Source organism: Alteromonas sp. a30 (genome assembly GCF_026788005.1).
Lineage (GTDB): Bacteria > Pseudomonadota > Gammaproteobacteria > Enterobacterales > Alteromonadaceae > Paraneptunicella.
The window spans coordinates 79,855-99,578 of record NZ_JABEPE010000005.1; the positions used below are offsets into that span (position 1 = coordinate 79,855).

Annotated in this window: 17 protein-coding genes; 13 read left to right on the forward strand and 4 right to left on the reverse strand. The window is 45.3% G+C overall.

Annotated elements, in window-relative coordinates:
• Positions 1-56: 56 nt before the first annotated feature.
• The 3 genes from HJG39_RS06970 to HJG39_RS06980 all read right to left on the reverse strand — a co-directional run bounded on the left by HJG39_RS06970 (position 57) and on the right by HJG39_RS06980 (position 2,485).
• Positions 57-914, reverse strand: a complete 858-nt coding sequence (locus HJG39_RS06970) for a segregation and condensation protein A (RefSeq protein ID WP_268408182.1) — start codon at positions 912-914, stop codon at positions 57-59.
• Positions 915-923: 9 nt separating this feature from the next.
• The gene (locus HJG39_RS06975; protein ID WP_268408183.1) at positions 924-1,547 is read right to left on the reverse strand and encodes an L-threonylcarbamoyladenylate synthase; all 624 of its coding nucleotides are present in this window, start codon (positions 1,545-1,547) and stop codon (positions 924-926) included.
• 77 nt (positions 1,548-1,624) lie between these two features.
• A complete protein-coding gene (locus HJG39_RS06980; RefSeq protein ID WP_268408184.1) occupies positions 1,625-2,485 on the reverse strand; it encodes a PHP domain-containing protein in 861 nt (286 codons plus the stop codon).
• A gap of 489 nt (positions 2,486-2,974) precedes the next feature.
• Here HJG39_RS06980 and HJG39_RS06985 point away from each other — a divergent pair, with 489 nt between their 5' ends.
• The 11 genes from HJG39_RS06985 (at position 2,975) to HJG39_RS07040 (ending at position 15,756) form a co-directional block, all read left to right on the forward strand.
• On the forward strand, positions 2,975-4,561 hold the full coding sequence (locus HJG39_RS06985; protein ID WP_268408185.1) for an anthranilate synthase component 1: 1,587 nt from the start codon (positions 2,975-2,977) through the stop codon (positions 4,559-4,561).
• An 11-nt stretch (positions 4,562-4,572) separates the two neighbouring features.
• A complete protein-coding gene (locus HJG39_RS06990) occupies positions 4,573-5,181 on the forward strand; it encodes an anthranilate synthase component II (RefSeq protein WP_268408186.1) in 609 nt (202 codons plus the stop codon).
• On the forward strand, positions 5,171-7,612 hold the full coding sequence (trpCF, locus tag HJG39_RS19425) for a bifunctional indole-3-glycerol-phosphate synthase TrpC/phosphoribosylanthranilate isomerase TrpF (RefSeq protein WP_442781011.1): 2,442 nt from the start codon (positions 5,171-5,173) through the stop codon (positions 7,610-7,612). The genes HJG39_RS06990 and trpCF overlap by 11 nt, the downstream gene beginning before the upstream one ends.
• A gap of 16 nt (positions 7,613-7,628) precedes the next feature.
• Positions 7,629-8,840: a tryptophan synthase subunit beta gene (gene trpB, locus HJG39_RS07005; RefSeq protein ID WP_268408187.1), complete on the forward strand. Its 1,212-nt coding sequence runs from the start codon at positions 7,629-7,631 to the stop codon at positions 8,838-8,840.
• Positions 8,841-8,842: 2 nt separating this feature from the next.
• Positions 8,843-9,664, forward strand: coding sequence for a tryptophan synthase subunit alpha (gene trpA / locus HJG39_RS07010; protein WP_268408188.1), 822 nt, complete (start codon positions 8,843-8,845; stop codon positions 9,662-9,664).
• Positions 9,665-9,671: 7 nt separating this feature from the next.
• Positions 9,672-9,968, forward strand: a complete 297-nt coding sequence (locus HJG39_RS07015; RefSeq protein ID WP_268408189.1) for a YciI family protein — start codon at positions 9,672-9,674, stop codon at positions 9,966-9,968.
• A gap of 412 nt (positions 9,969-10,380) precedes the next feature.
• Positions 10,381-12,405, forward strand: coding sequence for an alpha-amylase (locus HJG39_RS07020; RefSeq protein WP_268408190.1), 2,025 nt, complete (start codon positions 10,381-10,383; stop codon positions 12,403-12,405).
• A gap of 139 nt (positions 12,406-12,544) precedes the next feature.
• A complete protein-coding gene (locus HJG39_RS07025) occupies positions 12,545-12,973 on the forward strand; it encodes a hypothetical protein (RefSeq protein WP_268408191.1) in 429 nt (142 codons plus the stop codon).
• Between the two features lie 474 nt (positions 12,974-13,447).
• Entirely contained in the window at positions 13,448-13,732 is a 285-nt protein-coding gene (locus tag HJG39_RS07030; protein WP_268408192.1) for a PepSY domain-containing protein, read from the forward strand.
• Between the two features lie 9 nt (positions 13,733-13,741).
• Entirely contained in the window at positions 13,742-14,416 is a 675-nt protein-coding gene (locus tag HJG39_RS07035; RefSeq protein ID WP_268408193.1) for a response regulator transcription factor, read from the forward strand.
• Positions 14,413-15,756 carry an ATP-binding protein gene (locus tag HJG39_RS07040; protein ID WP_268408194.1) on the forward strand — a complete coding sequence of 448 codons (1,344 nt, stop codon included), beginning with the start codon at positions 14,413-14,415 and terminating at the stop codon, positions 15,754-15,756. Before HJG39_RS07035 ends, HJG39_RS07040 begins: the two co-directional genes overlap by 4 nt.
• A gap of 68 nt (positions 15,757-15,824) precedes the next feature.
• Here HJG39_RS07040 and pdsO read toward each other — a convergent pair whose 3' ends face one another.
• Positions 15,825-16,580: a sortase-associated OmpA-like protein PdsO gene (gene pdsO / locus HJG39_RS07045; RefSeq protein ID WP_268408195.1), complete on the reverse strand. Its 756-nt coding sequence runs from the start codon at positions 16,578-16,580 to the stop codon at positions 15,825-15,827.
• A 223-nt stretch (positions 16,581-16,803) separates the two neighbouring features.
• On the opposite strand from pdsO, the gene pdsR reads away from it, so the two are divergent.
• A complete protein-coding gene (gene pdsR, locus HJG39_RS07050) occupies positions 16,804-17,502 on the forward strand; it encodes a proteobacterial dedicated sortase system response regulator (protein WP_268408196.1) in 699 nt (232 codons plus the stop codon).
• The gene (gene pdsS, locus HJG39_RS07055; protein WP_268408197.1) at positions 17,465-19,720 is read left to right on the forward strand and encodes a proteobacterial dedicated sortase system histidine kinase; all 2,256 of its coding nucleotides are present in this window, start codon (positions 17,465-17,467) and stop codon (positions 19,718-19,720) included. The genes pdsR and pdsS overlap by 38 nt, the downstream gene beginning before the upstream one ends.
• Positions 19,721-19,724 lie beyond the last annotated feature (4 nt).

Consider the following 19,724-nt stretch of genomic DNA (forward strand, 5'->3'; position numbering starts at 1 on the left):
CTGCTCTGCTTGCTACTTACCTCAAATTCTAAACCTTCAAGCTCAGACCTTACATATCAGCCCAAGTTAAACTCACCTTCTTTCACGTTCACTCGTACATGGATATCGCTATACGGTTCGGCTTGAACCACTTCTATCATCTTTTCCTTTGCCAATTCTAATACGGCGAGAAAAGTAACAACAACGCCTGCTTTACCTTCTTCGGCCTGAAACAAGGCTGAAAACGAGGTAAACATGCCCGCCTGAATCACATCTAAAATCAGGCTCATACGTTCTCGGGTACTGAGTGTTTCCTTTTGAATATGATGATGCTCAAACGAGGCGGCTCGTTGCATTGCTTGTTGAAAGCTTAACACTAACTCCTGCAATGTGACTTCCGGTAAAATGCGGATAGGTTCACAAGATTCCGAAGCATTTGCCTGCCCCACAAAGAAATCGCGTCCATACCGTGGCAACTCGTCCATAGATTGTGCCGCTCGTTTAATCGCTTCGTATTCTTGCAAGCGGCGAATTAATTCTGCCCTTGGGTCGTCTTCTTCGTCCTCTTCCGAGGCCCGTTTAGGCAACAACACACGGGATTTTACCTCTGCTAAAATCGCTGCCATTACTAGGTATTCGGCGGCCAATTCTAACTTTAAATCTTTCATCACATCCACGTATTCCATGTACTGTTTTGTGATGTTCAAAATCGGTAGCGTGGCAATATCGAATTTTTGTTTGCGAATAAGATAAAGCAGCAAATCTAACGGCCCTTCAAACGCTTCGAGTATGACTTCCAACGCATCTGGCGGGATGTAAAGATCCTCGGGCTTTTCCAACATGGCCTCACCATTAACAAACGCTAACGGCAATGGCTGTTGAACGGGTTCCGAGAGCCCGTTTTCAGTGGCGGTAAGTTGCGGCTTTTGGGTCACAAAAAAGCCTTACAAACCAAATACAGACACGTCACCGCTGCCTTGTCGAAGCAATACAGGCTCACCTTCTGACATATCAATGATAGAGGTAGGTTGCTCACCTAAATATCCACCATTGATAATGAGTCCTACTTGCTTCTCTAACCTGTCACGAATGGTTTCTGGGTCGAATTCTGCTTCAGTATTACCCGGTAATATCAGGGTTGATGACATCAACGGCGCGCCCAATTCTTCTAAAAGGGCTAGCGCAATGTTGTTATCGGGTACGCGTATTCCAATGGTCTTCTTCTTCGGGTTTAATAAGCGTTTAGGCACTTCTTTCGTGGCTTTAAGGATAAAAGTATACGGCCCCGGAGTATTATTTTTAATGGTACGGAATGCTTGGTTGTCGACCCTTGCATAAACGGATAATTCCGACATATCGCGACACATCAGCGTAAAGTTGTGGTTTTTGTCAATTTGACGCACGCGACACAATTGCTCTAACGCGGCTTTGTTATCTAATTGACAACCAATGGAATAACCCGAATCAGTGGGGTACACCACCACATGACCATCGTTAATAATTTCACACGCCTGTTTGATCAGTCGCTGCTGCGGGTTGTCTGGATGAATGTAAAAAAACTGGCTCATAGTGTGTTCTTCTTTTGCTGCTGTTAACGCATTTTGATAAACAAGCGGTTGCTATTGATTTCGCCTAGACACCAATGTCATGCGTTTACTTGCATTTTTGTTGTTTCGCTCCACGCATCCCAAACAGGGATAACGTGTTCAGGCATGGATAAATGTCGGCCCAATTCACACCAGCGACCCGGCGCATGAAAATCCGATCCCATCGACCCGTAAAAACCATACTCTTTGGCATACATAGCAAGTTGATTCTTTAATGAGGGTGATAGTCCGGGATACATGACTTCAATGCCTTCACCACCTGCCTCTTTAAATTCTAGCATTAAACGCCTTAACCATTTTGCCGATAAATCATATCGGCTTGGATGCGCTAATACTGCTGTGCCGCCGGCATCCGTGATCCACTGCACCGCTTCGATAACGCTTATCCAATTTGGTTTTACAAACGCCCGCTTGCCTTTAGCAAGATACTGTTTAAACGCCTGCTGAAAATGACTTACTTTTCCAGAAGCGATAAGCGCTCTGGCAAAATGCGCTCGGGTAATTTGGCCTTTCCCAGCAAGTTTCTGAGCAGTCTCAAATATTCCTTCACAACCGGCCTTTTCTAACTTCTCGGCCATTTCTTCTGCGCGCTGTAATCGCGTGCTTTGTTGCTGCGCTAAACGTTGCGTAAATTGTGCATCTTGCCAATGAACATTCAAACCCAAAATATGAATATCAAACCCATGCCACGCCGTGGAAATTTCGACCCCGGGAATAATATGCAGTTCGCGTTTTTCAGCACTTTGCAGCGCAATAATCTCGGAAATTGCATCAACCGTGTCATGATCAGTAATCGCCAATACATCCACTTGCTGATTGTGGGCTCGCATTAGCAATTCTGCTGGTGCGAGTGCGCCATCGGAATAAAGCGTGTGACAATGTAAGTCGATTTTGCTCATGTAGTAGCCAAGGCTCAGAGTATCTAAAAATTTAGGGCGCTTATGATACTGGAAGCCGAGCTAAGTCAAAACCTCTTTAACGCGCTATTTTCCCAAATTCCGCAAATCCTCAAAAAGAAAATGAGATTATCCGTTAGATTGAAATATCATATGAAAATAATTCAAATTGGTTTTAGAAATACCCCTTGACATTAACCTGCATTTGTTATCCCCTATACAGGCTTTTTCGCGGGCCCAGTTCGCGGATAATTATCAAGAAAACGTAACCTAAGAACGTAAAGAACGTAACAAAAAGAACCGAATTCTGATGACACATTTGATGCAAACAATCGCTAACAACAACTGGTGGTGGCACTTCCCCTAACGCGCGGGTTGTGATGCCTTATATTTGTATCAAACATGTCAAAAACCCGCTAACAAGAGCGGGTTTTTTTGTATCTGTTATCAGTCAATCCGTAGTCAGTTAGCTTTTTTAAGAGATAACGATTAATGAGTTTAGCCGAATTAAGTCAACAAGCAGGTAAGGTAGAAAGCATTGAAATGCAATGTGATTATATTGAAAATCCACTGCTTGCCTTTCAAACACTATGTCATCAACGTAAAAATGCATTGCTTTTAGAATCGGCTGAGATAGAAAGCAAAGACAGCATCAATAGTATGATTTTGGTTGATGCGGCAGTGAAAGTGGTTTGCAACGGACACCAAGTCAATTGCACCGCGTTAACGGAAAATGGTCAGCAAGTGCTCCCCGTTATACAACAGCACCTTAGCCAATTTATCAGCCAGCAAAGCCAAACCTCATTGCAACTCACCTTCCCTGAACCTGACAACGACCTCGACGAAGACACCAAGCTAAAGCAAACGTCTGTTTTCGACGTGTTGCGTGTTCTGCAAAATGCATTGGTGCCGCTTCGGGAAAATCCGTTGTCCATTTTTGTCGGCGGTACTTTTGCCTACGACCTGTACGCCTCTTTTGAACCAATTCAGGACGTGCCGCAAGGACCAAACACTTGCCCAGATTACGTCTTCTATTTAGCTGAAACGTTAATTCATATCGATCACCAACAACGAAGCACTGAAATTATTGGTAGCGTATTCAGTGGTAAAGCCGTGGCAAACAGCTATTTTGCGATTAGTCAGCGTCTTGAAAAAATCAAACAGGTTATTAGTGAGTTAACGCCTATTGATGAAGTCATTACATCCCCCGTTACGACCTTGGATATGCGAGAAAATCAATCCGATGACGTGTATTGCAACAATGTTTTACGCCTAAGAGAGAACATTCTGGCAGGGGATATTTTCCAAGTTGTTCCCTCACGAACCTTTAGTTTGCCTTGCCCCGCGCCGTTTAAAGCCTACGCACAACTCAAGCAAAATAATCCGAGTCCGTACATGTTCTATATTCAGGACGAAGACTTCGCGATTTTTGGTGCATCGCCAGAACTGGCGGTGAAATACGAAAAGCAAAGCAATCAAGTGGAAGTTTACCCCATTGCCGGAACTCGCCCTCGAGGGAAACGCGCAAACGGTGAAATAGATCCAGATTTAGACAGCCGTATTGAACTCACACTGCGCGAAGACAACAAAGAAAAAGCCGAACACATCATGCTGGTTGATTTAGCCCGTAACGATATTGCCCGCGTTTCCGAAGCAGGCACACGTTACGTAAGAGATTTACTTAAGGTTGACCGTTATTCCCATGTGATGCATTTGGTGTCTCGCGTGGTAGGTCAATTACGGCACGACCTAGACGCGCTCCACGCCTATCAAGCTTGCATGAACATGGGCACACTTGTGGGCGCACCTAAAGTCCGTGCCGCACAACTGATTCGTGATGTAGAAGGTGAGCGACGCGGCAGTTACGGCGGTGCCGTAGGCTTTTTTACCGGCAAAGGCGATTTGAATACCTGTATTGTTATCCGCTCCGCGTTTGTAAAAGACCAAGTCGCGCACGTTCAAGCAGGTGCTGGCGTGGTATACGACTCCATACCACAAAGTGAAGCCGACGAAACCCGCAGCAAAGCACAAGCCGTGATTTCTGCCATTTTGCAATCCCACGCACAGCAGCAAGGTTAAGGAGCACAAACATGGCACAAGCTCACATTATACTTATCGACAATATCGACTCATTTACCTACAACTTAGTCGATGAATTACGGGTTTTAGGTCACAAACTCACCGTGTTTCGTAATAACGTTTCCGTGGAAAAAGTGATGTCGTTTATGCGTGACCAAGGCCCAAATACACTGTTGATGCTATCACCGGGGCCGGGAAACCCAAGCAGCGCAGGTAATATGCTGACGTTAATTGAACAAGCAGCTGGTGAATTTCCCGTACTTGGCATTTGTTTAGGACACCAAGCCATCGTACAACATTATGGCGGCATCATAGACCGCGCGCCACAAGCTATGCATGGAAAATCATCACCACTTACTCATTGTGAAAACCGCATGTTTGCAGGGTTAGAGCAAGGTTTTACTATTGCCAGATACCATTCACTGATGGCAGCAACCATACCTGATTCGTTATCAGTTTTAGCGCATTCAGACCACATTCCCATGTGCGTGTACCACCAAGCACAACGCATGTTGGGTTTCCAATTCCATCCAGAATCCATTTTAACCGCGCAAGGTAGTCAATTATTGCGCCAAAGTATTGATTATTTGATTCAATCAGGAGAGCCAAATGCGTGCTAATGTTCTACCGCTTTTGCACAAAGTGCTGCAAGGCGACACGCTCAGCCTGAAAGAAACTCAGGCATTTTTTACCGAAGTGGTATCCGGGCAAATGGATGACATCATTCTTGCCTCTATGTTAAGTGCGCTAAAAGTGCGCGGCGAAACACCAGAAGAGCTCGCTGGCGCAGCTAAAGCTATGATTGAACATGCAGCGCCTATCGCCCGCCCTGCTTATCAATTTGCTGATATTGTTGGCACTGGGGGTGATGGTCATCACACCATTAATATCTCCTCGGCGGCGGCAATTGTAGTGGCAAGTTGCGGGTTAACCGTGGCAAAACATGGCAATAGAAGCGTGTCGAGCAAATCAGGTTCAGCAGATCTATTCGAACAATTTGGTTTGAATTTAACCATGTCTGCCGACATTGCCCGCCAATGTTTAGATGAAAGCCAGTTTTGCTTCTTATTCGCGCCGAATTATCATGCGGGCATCAAACACGCCATGAATGTACGCACCACAATTAAAGCGCGCACCTTATTTAACTTACTTGGTCCATTGCTCAACCCTGCGCGCCCAAGTCATATTGTCACCGGCGTTTACGCACCGGAATTGGTAGAGCCTTACGCCAAAACGTTACAACTTTTGGGCTACCAACATGCCATGGTAGTGCACGGTAGTGGACTCGATGAAATTGGCTTGCACGGCCCAACACAAGTGGCAGAGGTGCAAGGCAATGAGATTTTGTTGTATCACCTAACACCGGAAGATTTCGACCTGCCACATTATACATTGGACGCCATAAAAGGCGGTGAGCCAGACGAAAACCGCGCCATGATCACCGAGGTGTTACAAGGCAAAGGGGATGTTGCTCACCGCGACAATATTGCCGCCAATGCAGGTGCGCTATTAAAATTGTGTGGTAAAGCAGAAAGCTTCGCTGCGGGTGCGAAAATGGCGATTGAGTCGATGCAAAGTGGCGCGCCATTTGAAACCATTAGCAACAGCGCGCGCATCAGCCAGACAAAAACGAACAAGGCTGGCAACATCCTAGACAAAATCGTTGCCGATAAACGAATTGAATTAGTCGAGCGCAAAAAAACACTGCCGATGGAAAGCTTTGTGCAAAACCTGAAACCATCCACGCGCAGCTTTTACGATGCGTTATCCAAGCCTAACGCCGGTTACATTTTGGAATGCAAGAAGGCGTCTCCCTCCAAAGGACTTATTCGCGACCCGTTCGACTTAGACGAAATTCTCGACGCCTATGAACCTTATGCATCGGCACTTTCTGTACTCACCGATGAAAAGTATTTTCAGGGCAAATTTGAATATTTAGATTACGTTACCAGCAAGGTTAGCATTCCAGTATTAAACAAAGATTTCTTTGTTGACCCATACCAAATTCACCTTGCTCGTTATCACAATGCCGATGCAGTGTTGCTGATGCTTTCTGTGCTAAACGATGATGAATATCGGGAATTGGCAGAATTGGCGAAAAGCTACAACATGGGCATTTTAACGGAAGTGAGTAACGAGGAAGAAGCCCATCGCGCCATTGCCCTTGGCGCTGATATCATCGGCATTAATAACCGTAATTTACGCGATTTAAGCACCGATCTTGCTACCACTGAAATGCTCGCGCCATTGCTTAGTCAAAATCACAAACAAAGCGATGAAAACGGCAGAAAGCGCCTGCTAATTTCCGAATCCGGCATTTACACCTACCAAGATGTCAGGCGTTTAGCGCCTTTAGTAGACGGCTTTTTGGTGGGCAGCTCGTTAATGGCGCAAGCCGATGTAAAACAAGCCGCTGCTAGGCTGACTCACGGTAACGTCAAAGTCTGCGGTATTACCCGTGAGCAAGATGCCATTGCAGCAAAAATGGCGGGCGCGAGCTACTTAGGATTGATCTTCGCACCAGCATCAAAACGTAAAGTAACTTTGGAGAAAGCGAAATCCATTGTCGCTGCATGTTCTCATCACTATGTTGGCGTATTTGTGAACGCTGACATCAACATTGTTGTTGAATATGCGACGCAGCTTCAATTAACGGCGGTGCAATTACACGGAAAAGAAGACCAAGCTTACATTGATGCATTGCGCCAACAATTACCGTCTTACTGCCAAATTTGGAAGGCTAAAGGTGTCAAAGCAAATAGCGATATGCTTCCACCGCTTAACGAGCAACAAGTTGACTTATTCTTGTTAGATTGTCAGGTTGGCACCCAATCCGGCGGCACTGGGCAACAATTTAACTGGCAGTTGCTTGATGCCCTAAACGATAAATCCAACATTGCACTGGCGGGCGGGTTAAATCCCGACAATGTGTCCACTGCTGGCGCACAAGGCGCAGCCTTAATCGATATTAATTCAGGTGTAGAAAGCGCTCCGGGGATTAAAGATGACACTTTGATCCAGCAAGCGTTTACCGCACTAAGAGCCTATTAAAAGCGAGTTTTAAACAATGAATAAATTAGACAGTAAGTTCGGCGATTTCGGTGGCATGTATGTGCCGGAATTGTTGATCCCCGCATTGGACCAGCTAGAACAAGCTTTCATTGATGCGCAAAACGATCCTGAATTCCAAAAAGAGTTTATGGGTTTGCTCCACGACTACGCGGGTCGTCCTACAGCGCTCACCCTGACCCGCAACTTAGTGAGTAATCCAAACGTTAAACTCTATTTAAAACGTGAAGATTTACTTCACGGCGGCGCGCACAAAACGAATCAAGTTTTAGGTCAGGCACTGCTCACCAAACGAATGGGCAAAAAGTACGTGATTGCTGAAACTGGCGCAGGTCAACACGGCACCGCCACAGCCCTTGCGTGTGCATTGCTGGGCTTAAAAGCACGAATCTACATGGGCGCAAAAGACGTTGAACGCCAAGCACCAAACGTCTTTAGAATGCGTTTAATGGGCGCGGAAGTGATTCCCGTTGATTCCGGTTCAGGCACATTAAAAGACGCTGTAAATGAGGCTATGCGCGACTGGTCTGCAACTTATGAAGATACCCATTATTTGCTGGGTACGGCCGCCGGTCCTCACCCCTTCCCTACCATTGTTCGCGAATTTCATCGCATGATTGGGGAAGAAACCAAGCGTCAAATTATGGAAAAAGAAGGTCGTTTACCGGATGCGATAATCGCCTGCGTGGGTGGCGGTTCAAACGCCATTGGCATGTTTGCCGACTTCATCGACGATGAAAACGTTAAATTAATTGGCGTAGAACCCGGCGGTAAAGGCATTCACACAGGCCACCACGGCGCGGCTATCAGTACCGGCAGCAAAGGCATTTTACATGGAACCTACAGTTACATTATGCAAGATGAAGTGGGGCAAATTGAAGAATCTTACTCGGTTTCAGCAGGGCTCGATTATCCTGCGGTAGGTCCACAACACGCGCATTTGCACGCAACCGGACGCGCGCAATACGTAGCTATCGACGATGACGAAGCACTAAACGCCTTCCAATTACTGGCACAAAAAGAAGGCATTATTCCAGCGTTAGAATCGTCTCATGCCCTTGCTCATGCCTTAAACATGGCCGATGAAGCCGAAGAAGAAAGCATTTTTGTGGTTAACCTTTCTGGTCGTGGTGACAAAGACTTATCTCACGTTTACGACATCATTGGCGACCGTGTTGTTGCTGACACAAACGAACAAGCAGGAGAATAGCAATGGATAGATATAAAGCAATGTTCGAGCAATTAGCCGCCAAACAGGAAGGCGCCTTTGTGCCCTTCGTTACATTAGGCGACCCTGATGTTGAAACCTCAACGGATATTGTTAATTGCCTCGTAGAAAACGGTGCTGATGCCTTAGAGTTAGGTATTCCTTTTTCCGACCCAATCGCTGATGGTCCAACCCTGCAAAAAGCCAGTATTCGTGCATTGTCGCATCACGTTACACCGGATGACAGCTTTGCCATTATCAGCAAGATTCGTACCCTACATCCCAGTACCCCTATTGGCTTATTGTTGTATTCCAACTTAGTGATGCACCGTGGTATCGACGCCTTCTACCAAGCCGCAAAGGCCGCTGGCGTCGATTCAATTCTAATTGCCGATGTCCCCGCCAGAGAATCCGGTCCTTTCTTTGAAGCCGCAACAAAACACGACATTAAACAGATTCTTATCGCACCACCTAACGCCAGTGAAGAAACCTTGCAACTGATTTCAAAACACAGCGAAGGTTACACCTATTTATTGGGTCGCGCAGGTGTTACCGGTGCTGAAACTGCCGCGCAAATGCCCGCTAGCAAATTGGTTAGCAGACTAACGGAATTAGACGTAGCACCGCCGGTCATTGGCTTTGGTATCTCTAAACCCGAACAAGTTAAAGCCGCCATTGATGCCGGCGCGGCAGGCGCAATTTCGGGCTCAGCAACCGTCAATATCATTGAGCAGAATTTAGACGACAAAGCCAAAATGCTCCGTGTACTAGCACAATTTACGGCTGCCATGAAAGCCGCAACCCAAACAACCGCTAGCAAGGAATAAACACAGAATGTATTACATGATTTATTCACTCGATGTGGAAAACAGCCTTGAACAACGCCTAAAAGTGCGCCCCGCTCACTTAGCCCGTTTAACCGCGTTACGAGAACAAGGCCGACTGCTAACCGCAGGTCCACTCCCTGCTATTGATAGTGAAGACCCAGGCGCCGCAGGCTTTACCGGCTCCTTAGTGGTTGCTGAGTTCGAGAGTTTAGAAACGGCGCAAGCGTGGGCCGATGTCGACCCGTATTTATTAAACGGCGTGTATCAAAGTAGCGAGGTTAAGCCTTTTAAGAAGGTGTTTTAACCACCACTCGCTAAATAATTGTGTTTAATTGTCAGTCACCTCGTAGCAATTTATCGCAAACTCCTCGTGGATACTTCTCTGCGGCCGAGGGTTTGCTCCTAATTCTCTACAGGTGACTGCTAATTGGAACAGACAAATAGCATACGTATGCAGGAGGAAGTTTTTGTTTCCCCTATCCTAATAATTATTAGAATTTATCGAGCCACCCCTTTTTTCGATGAATTTTCCAACAAAAACATCTTCTAAATTCCACACCAACACGCACAAAATAACCCTTTTATGCACTATTTAGCTGCATACGTATTCAGTTTGATCTCCCCTCCGGCTTAATATTTACTCAACTTACAACTGATTTACATTTTATTAACGCAAGAAAATTCCCACTAACAATCATAAGAATTAGGAGATAAACATGAAGACCCGCTTTTCATTGATTGCCGCAAGTATGGGGCTAGCGCTTTCTGCCCAAACCTTTGCCGCCGCCGAGCCCACCACATTTGTGCATTTGTTCGAATGGAAATGGCAGGATGTTGCCACTGAGTGTGAAACCTTTTTAGGCCCGAAAGGTTATGCAGCAGTACAAGTTTCACCACCTCAAGAACATATCCAAGGCTCACAATGGTGGACACGTTACCAGCCTGTTAGTTACACACTAGAAAGCCGCGGAGGGAATCGTGCTCAATTCATTGATATGGTAAATCGGTGTAAAGCGGCAGGTGTTGATATTTACGTAGATGCGGTCATTAACCATATGGCAGCAGGCAGTGGCACCGGCACAAATGGCAGCTCCTACGGTAACAAGAGCTACCCCATTTATCGCCCGCAGGATTTCCACTCTACTTGCCAAATTAATGGTTCAGATTATTCCAGCGACCGCTACCGAGTACAAAACTGTGAACTGGTTGGCCTCCCTGACCTCAACACAAGTGCCAGCTATGTTCAAAACACCATCGCAAGCTATTTAAACGACTTGCTTAACATCGGCGTTGCCGGCTTCCGCTTTGATGCTTCTAAACATATGTCGGTTCAGGATATTCAAAGCGTTGTAGCAAAACTGAATGGTTCGCCTTTCTTCTTCCAAGAAGTGATTGACCAAGGCGGCGAAGTGATCACTGCTGATGAATACACCAGCACGGGATTAGTCACTGAATTTAAATATTCAACACAACTTGGCAACACCTTCAAAAATGGTCAACTGTCATGGTTAAACAACTTTGGTGAGGCATGGGGGTTCCTACCAAGCAGCTCAGCCGTTGTTTTTGTTGATAACCACGACAACCAACGTGGTCATGGAGGTGGAGGCAATATCGTCACATTCGAAGATGGCAAACTATACGATTTAGCCAATGTATTCATGTTAGCGTGGCCTTATGGCTACCCGAAAGTGATGTCGAGCTACGACTATCACGGCGACACCGATGCAGGCGGTCCGAGCATATCCGTTCATAATAACGGTAACGTAGAATGCTTTGGCAGCAATTGGCAATGTGAGCACCGCTGGAGCCCAATTTCCGGTGCTATGCAATTTAGAAACTACACTGCACGTAACTTCTTTACCTCAGACTGGTGGGATAATGGCAACAACCAAATCGCCTTTGGTCGCGGTGATGCAGGCCATGTCGCTATCAACAAAGAAAGCTATGCCCTAACCGCCACCGTGCCAACGCAAATGTCTCCCGGCCAATACTGTAACGTGTTAAACGGCGACATCTCCAGCAACGGCACAAGCTGTAGCGGTGATGTGATTACAGTTAACAGCAATGGCACAATCAACTTAAACGTGGCTTCGTATGAAGCTATGGCCATTCACGAAGGCGCGAAGATCTCAGGTAGCACAGGTGGCGGCGACACCGGCAGTGGAGACGATGCTGATTGGCAACGCACGGTTGTATTCATTAATGCGGAAACACAAAGCGGCCAAGACATGTTCATTCGTGGTGGCATCGACCACGACTACGCGAATAATAATCTTGGCAGAAACTGCGCCACTTCTAACTTTGAATGCGCAATGCCAATTCGCCACTTGAACCTACGTAACGCCACAACTGCGCCTTGGAAGTCTAACGACACCATGCTGGATTGGTACGGTGTAGAAGCCGGTCAAAGCAGCCAAGCTGACGGCACCCCTTTAGATTGGACCACCAACATTTGGCCTAGCAGCTACGGCGCATTACGCACAGTTGCAGTTGATGGGTACGGCGAAGAGCCATTAAACATTTGGGGCCTACATCACTGGATGTTGGATGTGGAAATGGATTGCAGCAAAACCGTTAATGGTTGGTTTGAGCTCAAAGCATTTGTGAAAAACGGCCAAGGCTTTGAAAACAATATAAGTCAAAGCGGCACGCCTTATTCATCGCAAAACCACATGGCACAATGCGGCAAAATCAATAAATTTGATTTTAATAGTAACGGAGTAGAAATTCGCAACTTCTAAGCCTAATCAATAACATAAGCGTATTGTTCAAAAAGCCAGCAATTGCTGGCTTTTTAACTTCTGTAAAAAACTGCAAATTCTCACTTTAGGGATTGTTTTTATCGCCGATAGCTTAAGCATAAGCCACAGGAGCTAAGCGATGAACAACCTACTTCACAATTTCAAACTTGGATGCTGCATTTTCATCGCATTGATAGCGTCAACAACATTGACCGGTTGTATTCAAGGCGTTGCAGCAGAACGATTTGCTTATAAAGACGTTAATCCCGTTTCTGAAAGTGCCATTAAAGCAGTTAACACTAAATTTTATTCCAACTTTTCTATGGGAGGTTGGTATTACAAGGGTGCAAAAGCGATTAACGGTACCATTAACGCTTACATTCAGATCCCTAGCCGCCTTGATATGAACCAACAGGATCAGAAAAACTATTTACGCCAATCTATTTGCCCTTCAGCCGCCACTGCTGACTTCTGGCGGGCGTTAGATGGCATTCCATTGTCGGTTCACATTTATACCTTCAACAAAAAATTTACGGTTTATGCACATTGCGAAAACCCAACTGTTTAGCGGGCTAAAGGCATAGCACTGCAACCACCAAAAAGACTTGAAGAACAAATAACGGACTGTTTTACCTTCTCGCCCCCTCAGTCGTAGTCTGGTGGATCTTAAAAAGGGGCTTTGCCCCTTTTTACCCCAACCTCTCATCTCAACATCACATAAAAGACGTTTACCAAAGCCTCTTGTCTCAGCTTTACATTGCCGAGATTGAATCAATGTGATTCCCTACGGGAACGCTTGATGGGAAAAATCACCCTAAACGTAAACAAATAATTCAGGATTGATTCAGTGATTCGATCCTAGTCTTGAAAGGAATAACGGAAATTAACTCTCGTTATTAAGACATTGTTAGATAACTCTCAAACAGGAACTTTATGACCTACGTGTATCTTCAATCTCAAACCGTCGAAGTTAGTCAATAATGCCTATGTTTAAACATTCACTGTTTTCTCTATTCACTTTCTCGATTTTGGGTTGCTGTTAATGATGCGCTTCATTATCCTCCTGACAACGCTCGTTGTTTCTTGGTTTGCCTTTGCAGATCCTCCTATGTTTGGGCAGCATAACAAATCAACCGCGCAAACCAAGTCGCAAGCAGCTAAGCAAGCAATGCGCCGTTATAAAGGGCGGGTGCTAAAAGTCGAAACTCAGCAAACGTTCTTTCGTGTGAAAGTTTTACAAAAATCAGGACGCGTTGTCGTCGTTGAAATAAAACGGGCGATGCACATTACGCCGGTTTTGACCGAAAAAAATGAAAATGATAATTAAGGTTCAAAAATGCGATTACTCATTGTAGAAGACGATAGCCGTTTGTTAACGCAACTTGATGCTCTGATGCAAAAACAAGGTTATAGCGTTGATCTTGCAGATGACGGTATGAAAGCGAAGTTCCTGATGCAAGAATACCCCTATGATGCGGCAATCATTGATGTCGGCCTCCCTGTTTTAGATGGATTTGAGCTAATCCGCCAAGTGAGAAAAGATAACGTCACCACGCCAATTCTTATTTTAACCGCGCGCGATCGCTGGCAAGAAAAGGTAGAAGGTTTGGAAGCGGGAGCAGATGACTATCTGACTAAGCCATTTCAACATGAAGAGTTGCTTGCTCGGATCAACGCGCTTATTCGTCGTTCATCAGGTCAGGCTAGCCCTAAAATTACTTTAGGCCCTATTTCGCTCGACACCGTTTCACAAGAGGTCACGGTAAATGGTGAAGTACTGGACTTAACCGCTTACGAATATAAAGTGTTGGAATATTTGTTGATGAACCCGAAAAAGATCATCTCCAAAACCGAACTTACTGAGCACATCTATGATCAGGACTTTGATTTAGACAGCAATGTTATTGAAGTATTTGTCGGTCGTTTACGTAAAAAACTTGATCCCGAAAATAAATACAAACCCATTGAAACATTACGAGGTCGTGGTTATCGAATTAACCGCCAACTATGAAACGACTGTCTTTAAAAATCCGTGTTTTTTCCGCAGCGCTATTAGCGCTGCTTTTGTTTATTCCCCTTGCCGCTTATGCATTAGAGCGCGCCTACGTCGCCAGTTTAACGCAAGCCGTGTTAGAACGAATGCGCGTACAAACGCTAACGCTTATTTCTGAATTTGAAGTGCTTAACGCCATCAGCAATATGCCAGATGTGATAATTAACGGGCAGTTTAATATTCCCGATTCTGGTGTATACGGGGTTATTTCAGCAAGAAACCTTATCGTTTGGCGTTCTCAATCCACGATGAATTGGGTGGTGCCAAACTTTCAAGGCGTCCCAGATATTGGCAAAGAAAAGTTTACCGAAGTTGATCACAACGCTAAACGCTACTTTGTACACAGTTATACAGCAGAATTTTCCTCATCTCGTGGATTCCTAGCCTATACCTTTCATGTTTATCAAGACAAAAGCAGCTTTGATGCTGAAGTTATCCACTATCGGCATACACTTTGGTACTGGCTTGGCAATGTCTCCGTGCTATTACTTGGGTTGCTGATTTTCACCTTATTCACGGCCTTACGCCCTATCAATCGCCTAGTTAAAGATATTTCCAATATTGAAAAAGGCGAAAACGAGCGCTTAACAAGCCATTACCCACCAGAGCTTGAACCTCTAAAATCCAGCTTAAATCACCTATTATCGACTGAAGAAAATCAGCGCCAACGCTATAAAAACAGCCTTGGTGACTTAGCACACAGCTTAAAAACCCCTTTAGCAGTTTTATCAGGATTACCGGATTTGCCGGAAGCAGGAAAAGAGCCTGTTGAACAAATCAATAATATTATTCAACGTCAACTTAAACGCGCTGTTGCTGGTACGGGTAGCCGCTGGAATCAAAAGGCCAACGTGAAAGCGGTGGTCGACAAATTGGTCTCGGCAATGGAAAAAGTATACCGCCAAAAAGAATTAAGCTTTTTTGTAGATATTCCCGCTTCGTTGGGGTTTTACGGCGATGAAACTGACTTGTTAGAGCTACTGGGTAATTTAGTAGACAACGCATGTAAAGCCGCAGAAACCGAAGTATTGATTCGTGCTTCTCAAAGCAAAATGCGTTTACATATTAGCGTTGCTGATGATGGTCCGGGCATTCCACCAGATGAACGCCAAGCATTAATTGAACGTGGTCATCGGCTAGATAGCTACAAAAGTGGTCAAGGTATTGGTATGGCCGTGGTTGCCGACTTGGTATCCGCTTATGAGGGTCATTTGAATATTGACAATGGCACTGAAGAACAAGGTTTGCCAACAGGCGCGGTGATTACCGTTGACTTCCCGTGTCATCCGGGAAAATAGCCTCAGCTAAAAGCTCAAGCAAAAAGGGCCAAAAGGCCCTTTTCCAATCTCGCACTGCCCTTGATGCTTTACGGATTAGCAGCCGTCATGACAGGTGATTCTGAATGAATACGAATGACCACACGACGGTCAAAGAAATCGTGCTCTAAACTTTGTTCATCTAATACCGGTTGCTCTTCACCGTAAGAAGTTACATCTATTCGGTTTTGTGGCACCCCTTTTTTCGCGAGATAACGCTGTACCGCTGCCACCCGTTTTTCCGATAATGCTTGGTTGTATTCCGAATCGCCACGGCGATCGGCATAACCAAATAGCTCAATTTTCACGGTTTTAGATGCCTTTGCAGCATTCGCAATCGTATCTAAGCTGGAAAAATAATGCGGTTGTAGCTTATCAGAAGCGGTTAAAAATTGAATGTGGCTTTCTGTTGGCATCACGCTTCTCACCTTCACCAATTCCACTTCCTGTTGCTGACGCTCTTCTTCTTGATTCGCCGCTAGCAGCATTTCGTGTTGCAGCAACAACTGGGCATAGGCGTGTTCAGCTTCTTCCAATCGAGATGCCATTCTTTTAGCATTTTGGTCGTCATTAACATGATCCGCTAAAAAGAATCCCGCTCCGGTGCCAATAATCGCCCCAATTGGACCACCAACTAATGCCCCTGTTACAAACCCAGAGCTAACACCAATGGATTGGTTTAACGCTTCCTGTTGGGTTTTATTAGTTGTTGCATCACTTGCGGCATTGGCAGTGGTCGACGATAACCCCGTTACCAATAGCCCCGTTACAAATAACGCTGAAACTAAATTGGTTTGCTTCTTCATAATCATCCTGTTATTGCTCCAAAAACTCATTAAATACTGACCAAACTGTGTTGATGGCTTAATTAAACAAGGCTGAAATGGCACCAAAACGCAGACAATATGGCAAAACGAAGAACAAATGTGGCAAGAATATGGAAATTGCTTGTTCAGGCTAACTTTGGCTGGTATCTGATAGTGTTTTGGATAACCATTCTCAACACCCAGCACTCATCAATAAAAAATTATGGCAAAACGTATAGCATTAATTGAAGACGATCCCGCCATTCGCGAAAACTACACTTCGGCATTGGAAAATCAGGGTTATCAGGTAATAAGTTACGAAGATAGACTCAACGCCACACGCGCATTTGAAACCCGCTTGCCCGACTTAGCGATTATTGATATTGGCTTAAAAGATGAAATTGACGGGGGATTTGCCTTATGTCAGCAGTTGAGAAACCAATCGAAAACACTGCCTATTATCTTTTTCACCGCAAGAGACAACGATTACGATACCATTTGTGGCTTACGTATGGGCGCAGACGATTACCTAACCAAAGACATCAGCCTGCCACACTTATTAGCTCGCATTGCAGCGCTATTTCGCCGTACCGAACTGCTGCATCAACCTGTTAACAGTAACGACATTATTGCTCAAGGCGATTTATCCATGGATACCAGCCGCATGACGGTAACATGGCAGTCTCACCCAATAGAATTAACGGTGACTGAGTTTTGGATGTTGCATGCCATTGCCAAATACGCCGGGCATGTAAAGAGTCGCCAACAGCTAATGGACGAATCGCAAATGGTGGTCGATGACACCACCATCACTTCGCACATCAAACGAATTCGCAAAAAATTCGCGCAAATTGACACTCAGTTTGATGCCATCGAGACCGTATATGGTATGGGTTATCGCTGGAAAACCAAAGCCAATTGAGGGCCCCCTATTGCGCATCGGAATTCGACTTAAACTCTTTGTTCTGTCCTTATTTTTGTTTTCCATCCCTTGGCTGGGCTACCAGTACGTATGGGAGCTGGAAAGCTACCTTCGTATCGGCCAAGAACAAACCTTAATGGGCACCGCCCGCGCTGTAGCAACTGCATTACACGAACGCCCCAAGTTGTTTAATCAACAAGCCAGCTTTTTATCCGATGTGAAACCGGGAACCGACTTATACGCACATCAACTTGTTGATCCTATTCAACTGGATGGTCAGTTGCACGATTGGTCCGATTATCGCCACTTAGCGGTGAAATACGATCAGCAATATTTATTAGATGTTTCTGCCTCGCCATATAACGAAAACGACCTCTCTTTTACCCATATGGTCGGCATTTATGGCAACTACCTATATGCCTTTTTCGATGTCACCGACGACACATTAATGATGCGTCCTCGCAACAGCTTACGCGTAGATAAAAACGACCACCTTTACATTGCTTTTCGAGATAAAGACAATGTTTTTCAACGCTACATTGTAGCCAATCACGATCCCGGTTGGATAAATGCGTATCGTTTAACTGATCACTTACAAAGCACACGAGCCAGTTCGCCAGAGCCGCGCATACAAGGGCATTGGCGCAACAATCCGTTATCTCGCGGGCAAAGCAACAATGGCTATCAAATAGAGTTACGAATTCCACTTTCTATGCTCAATGACAACATTGCCTTTGCCATTGTTGACGTAGATTCAAGCGATCCATCTGAACAACCTCTTCGCATTGGTACGGCGAATCCGGGACAAGAAGATTCTCTTGGCACCTTGCTAGTTCCCTCTCCTGAAATTGAAAGTATTATCAAAGGGTTACAATACGCCAATGCGAGAATCTGGGTACTAGATAATCACCGCCGCGTAATGGCGCGCTCGGGGGATATTTTTGATGCTACCGGCCCAAACTCACAATTAACCAATGCCGTAGCAGGCGACACCAGCCAAACAAGTTGGTTTAATGACATTGAGAAAAACTGGCTTCGTCCTCTGTATTACAAAATTCTCACCGACCCGCCAGAGAAATTCGTGGATACCTTAAAAGATGCCTATTCACTGGAAGGCAAAGACATCATCAACGCCTTAAAGGGGAAACCAGATGCACTATGGCGACTGAGCCCCGACAACAAAGCTGTGATTTTATCGGCCACGCATCCAATATGGATAAACAATAATGTAATGGGCGCGGTGGTGGTTGAACAAACCACCCACGGCATTCGTACATTGCGTAACAAAGCGTTGGAAAAACTGTTTAACGTTATTCTTGCTGTGATGATTTCCGGCACAGTAGTGCTATTTTTGTTTGCTTCACGGGTGTCGTTTCGTATTCGAAATTTACGCAACCAAACCGAAGCAGCGACCGACGCACAAGGCCGAATCATACAGAATATTCCGCTCTCTAAGGCTCAAGATGAAATTGGCGACCTGTCTCGTGCTTTTCATAACGTACTTGGCAAGCTAAGTCAGTATCACCACTATTTAGAAAACATGGCGGCTCGCTTATCTCATGAGCTTAGAACGCCTGTTGCGATTGTTAAATCCTCAATGGAGAACCTAGCGCACCGCCAACAAAACGCAGAAGACCAAGGGTCACAAGTCTTTATCGATCGGGCTCAAGAAGGCATTAGCCGCTTGAGCCAAATTCTCAATAAAATGAGCGAAGCATCACGTTTAGAAAACGCCTTACAAACTACGGAGAAAGAAACTTTCAATCTTGATCAACTGTTACAAGGCTGTACGCATGGTTATCAACTTGCTTACCCGAGTAACTGTTTTCTTTATCAGTCGAATTTATCGGAACAAACGCTGCTAGGTTCTGCGGATTTATTTGTTCAAATGCTAGATAAAATTATCACTAACGCTGTCGACTTTAGCCCCAATGACACCCCTATTTTGATTGAATTAACGGGGAAAAACGATAAGCCGGTGTTGAAGATAAGTAATGCAGGCCCCTTATTACCAGAAGACATGCAATCACAGTTATTTGACTCTATGGTATCTGTGCGCGCAAATGCCGCGAATGGAGAACCTCATCTTGGCATTGGTTTGTATATCGCCAAAACTATTGCCGAGTTTCATCAAGGCCGAATCGCTATAGAAAACCGCCCTTCACAGGACGGCGTTTCTCTAGATGGTGTGATAGTGAGTATTACCTTTAAAACGTAAACCG